We start from the raw sequence: 3,026 nt of genomic DNA on the forward strand, positions 1-3,026 counted from the left end.
TTTAAAGCCCCTGAAAGCTCTCTACAGCCAACAGGGGGCAACCAGAGAGGGTATCAGATATGAGTGATCCAACCAAAACCCAGAGCGCCGAGATCGAGGTGCCCGCCAGATTTGCAATCGGTCTCACCCCTTCATTGGTACAAACCGATGCTGTCACAGCAGATGCGTTTGGCCATGCCATCGGCAAGACCCGCAAAGCCGTGGTCGAGATGATCAAGATGGGCAAGTTGCCCGGTGTTGAGATGAAGGTGCCGGGGAATCCCAATGCACGGGGGGACTATTACGTATACCTACCTGCCTGGAACGCAGGTGTGAAATTGGCCTTTGAAAGCCGCCCCAAAGAAATACGTGATGGTTGGCTCGCATGGTTGGGACTGAGTGTCTGAGTGGGCTGCATGTTTGCCTCTCCTTTTGTGGCTCATTTGCAGCCTAACCATAGCGATGCTTCAAGGGATTTCACAGTGTCTGATAACCATACGAATCTACACCCCTACTATCGTGCTGCCTGCGCTAGCTTCGTGGAACAGCACAACATGGAGAGTGTGGCGGCCAGCATAGGTATGTCCTCTCACGTACTGCGCAACAAGTTCAACCAAGCACAGAAACACAAACTTTCGGGCGATGATTTGGTTGCGCTCTACCACGCCACCCATGACGAAACACTCCTTGATGGCTTGTTGTTCGAATGCGGACTAACGGCCATTGCCATTCCTTGCACCGAACGCGCTCCTTCCCTGCCCCATCAGGCCATCGGCTTGAACGCTGCCGTGGCCACCATTGGCCAACGGGCTTTGGAACTGACCGAACGAGGTCGGATCACCCGCACTGAACGCAACTCCCTGGTGAGCGTGGCCACTGCCGCCATGGGCTCATTGGCCATCTTGATCCACGACGTTGAGCAGCGCTTCCAGGCTGTGTCACCACTCGCCGCCCTGGCGATGTGAAAGGAACCACCATGAACCCATTGAGATTGTCATTACTGCGCGAGCAGGTCGAAGGCAGCAAATCCGCCGTCGCTCGCTACTGGCTTTGCGCCAACAAAGACCAACGCAGTGCCATTTGTTACACAGCTCGCCTCAATCCTGAAACGTATGCCGAATTGGCCATCACGGCGATGGCAAGGGATGACCGGGAGTCCGTTCGCCAAGCCGTCATCCGGCTCGAGTGGCAAGCGCTGTTTCACGGCTGTATGTCCCATTACGAATGGCACCAGGGATGTGTATCTGCGGAACAACCAAGAGGGGAAAGAAAGGAGGCAACAAGCCATGCCGACCGGCTGGAGAGAAGCAAGCATCTGCTGAGCACATTAGTCAATCAGCACAAACCCGCAAATTGCGGGCAAAAGAAAACCCCGATCACTGGTGCTGCAAACACCTAACGGGGCTCTTTCATCAACAACCTACTACGGAATATTGATATGCAAATATTACCTATTGAACGGGCTGTCCGCAATGCCCGGCTGCAACAACGCAAACTGGCTGGTCACGCTGGCCGTCACTTCGTTTTTCACCCTGACCGTATCGCCGTTGCCGAACGTCCCACCGCCATGGCGTGGGGCTCGCTTTTCGCGCTGGTCGGTCATCGAAAAGGAGGTCTCTGATGGCCAGTGCCGCCATTGTTACTCGTCGTACCGTTCCCGGGCTCAAGGATGCGCACAGATATCTGTTCTTGCAGGGATACACCTGCATCGGTACCTGTTGGCTTCGCGGCCTGCATGGCTATGCCCGACTTGAAAACCTGGCCAGTGGCCGCGTCCAGATTGTGGAGGGGATCGCATGAAGCCCCCTGTTTTTTACCACATCAGCCCACGCGTCGCCGCCCATGGGGTGCGCAGTACCCTGCTAGCACTGCGCCTGTCTGCAATGCAGCGGTGCCCTGCACCGAACTCAAACTACTACCACCCGCGAAAATGCGAGATCGAGGCCGTGCGCTGGCTCGACCTGCATTGCCACCTCAACGCCATCACCCCTTGCCGGAGTCCCCGCTATGTCTTTGCAAAACGCTGAATTGCCCTCCATGACCGAGCTGAACGACGGCACTCGTCAACGCTTGCGCCAACTGCGTGAGTCTCTGGGTATGAGCCGCCCCAAGTTCGCCGAACAACTGGGGATCCCACCGACCACGCTCAAAAACTACGAACTGGGTTACCGCGAGATTGGGGGCGGTCTATTGCTTCGCATCATCGCAACCCCAGGCCTATCTGATTTCGTTGTCTGGCTCATGAAAGGGTCGCTAATCATCCCCGAGCAAATATGCCCAACCCATCCCAACTAATCCCATAAGGGGCTGCGCTGGAGTGATGCACATGGAAGGTTTCAAAAACATGGGCCGTATCCCGGCCCAGGTTCAGAAAAAAGCGGCGGGGGTACTGGCCTGCCAACGACCTCGCCGACTGCTCTCAGGCTGTGGGGACGTCATCGCAGTTGGGTACCGATATCGGTTGTTTCGCCCCTGTGGCGCTCAACATTTCCAACTGATGACCCACGAACGCTACAACAAACTGACCGCGAGAAAGCGCCGAGGATGAAATGAGCGACGCAATAAAGATCGCCCGCCAGGCACCCAAGGCCATCGAGGCGCTGCTGGCGAATATGTTTGCTGCCCATGCCGAGGATTACCGGATTTGTTTGGGTGGGATCCATACCGGCCAGCAGTACATCCAGATCCACCTGGTTGCGACCAGTAACCCGGCTGTGCTGATGGACGATGAAGGTGCTGAGGACAATGAGCCCGGGAAAGAAGCAACCACCGCTCAGCACTCCAGTCAGTTGGCTATTCACTGGCTACGTGCCAGGGCTGAGTTTGAAACCGATGATCCCTTAACCGAAGTCGATGAACTGCTGATCCTGGGGGCGTTCAAATCCCTCTATTGGCAAGCATTGGGACAAGGCGAAACGGCGCTGGCCACCGAGATCGGCGACTGGTGGCAAGAGTGCGCTCCACTTCATGGGCTTGGCGAGGTGATTAGGTGAGTTCAAACATTGAGCACAATCAGGAAAACGCAATGAAACATGGCACGAATGACA

At 56.1% G+C, this 3,026-nt stretch carries 8 protein-coding genes; 7 read left to right on the forward strand and 1 reads right to left on the reverse strand.

Annotated features, from left to right (window positions below; genetic code table 11):
- The first annotated feature begins 59 nt into the window (after nucleotides 1-59).
- The 3 genes from BN1130_RS17700 (at nucleotide 60) to BN1130_RS17710 (ending at nucleotide 1,378) form a co-directional block, all read left to right on the forward strand.
- The gene (locus BN1130_RS17700; RefSeq protein WP_084218250.1) at nucleotides 60-386 is read left to right on the forward strand and encodes a Cox family DNA-binding protein; all 327 of its coding nucleotides are present in this window, start codon (nucleotides 60-62) and stop codon (nucleotides 384-386) included.
- Nucleotides 387-461: 75 nt separating this feature from the next.
- Complete coding sequence (locus tag BN1130_RS17705) at nucleotides 462-944, forward strand: phage regulatory CII family protein (RefSeq protein WP_042043623.1); 483 nt, start codon at nucleotides 462-464, stop codon at nucleotides 942-944.
- 11 nt (nucleotides 945-955) lie between these two features.
- Nucleotides 956-1,378 (forward strand): hypothetical protein, encoded by a 423-nt coding sequence (locus BN1130_RS17710; protein ID WP_042043620.1) that lies wholly within the window; start codon nucleotides 956-958, stop codon nucleotides 1,376-1,378.
- A 48-nt stretch (nucleotides 1,379-1,426) separates the two neighbouring features.
- Here the strand turns inward: BN1130_RS17710 and BN1130_RS22400 are convergent, their stop codons facing one another.
- Entirely contained in the window at nucleotides 1,427-1,582 is a 156-nt protein-coding gene (locus tag BN1130_RS22400; protein ID WP_157014080.1) for a hypothetical protein, read from the reverse strand.
- Between the two features lie 17 nt (nucleotides 1,583-1,599).
- Between BN1130_RS22400 and BN1130_RS17715 the strand changes: the two genes are divergently transcribed.
- From BN1130_RS17715 to BN1130_RS22945, 4 genes are all read left to right on the forward strand, one after another.
- On the forward strand, nucleotides 1,600-1,779 hold the full coding sequence (locus BN1130_RS17715; RefSeq protein WP_042043621.1) for a hypothetical protein: 180 nt from the start codon (nucleotides 1,600-1,602) through the stop codon (nucleotides 1,777-1,779).
- A gap of 207 nt (nucleotides 1,780-1,986) precedes the next feature.
- Nucleotides 1,987-2,274 carry a helix-turn-helix domain-containing protein gene (locus BN1130_RS17720; RefSeq protein ID WP_157014081.1) on the forward strand — a complete coding sequence of 96 codons (288 nt, stop codon included), beginning with the start codon at nucleotides 1,987-1,989 and terminating at the stop codon, nucleotides 2,272-2,274.
- Nucleotides 2,275-2,323: 49 nt separating this feature from the next.
- Nucleotides 2,324-2,527, forward strand: a complete 204-nt coding sequence (locus BN1130_RS23270; protein WP_442316545.1) for a ParE family toxin-like protein — start codon at nucleotides 2,324-2,326, stop codon at nucleotides 2,525-2,527.
- A gap of 1 nt (nucleotide 2,528) precedes the next feature.
- Nucleotides 2,529-2,972, forward strand: coding sequence for a hypothetical protein (locus BN1130_RS22945; protein ID WP_232302056.1), 444 nt, complete (start codon nucleotides 2,529-2,531; stop codon nucleotides 2,970-2,972).
- Nucleotides 2,973-3,026 lie beyond the last annotated feature (54 nt).

This window comes from Aeromonas rivuli (assembly GCF_000820045.1).
GTDB classification, from domain to species: Bacteria; Pseudomonadota; Gammaproteobacteria; order Enterobacterales; family Aeromonadaceae; genus Aeromonas; species Aeromonas rivuli.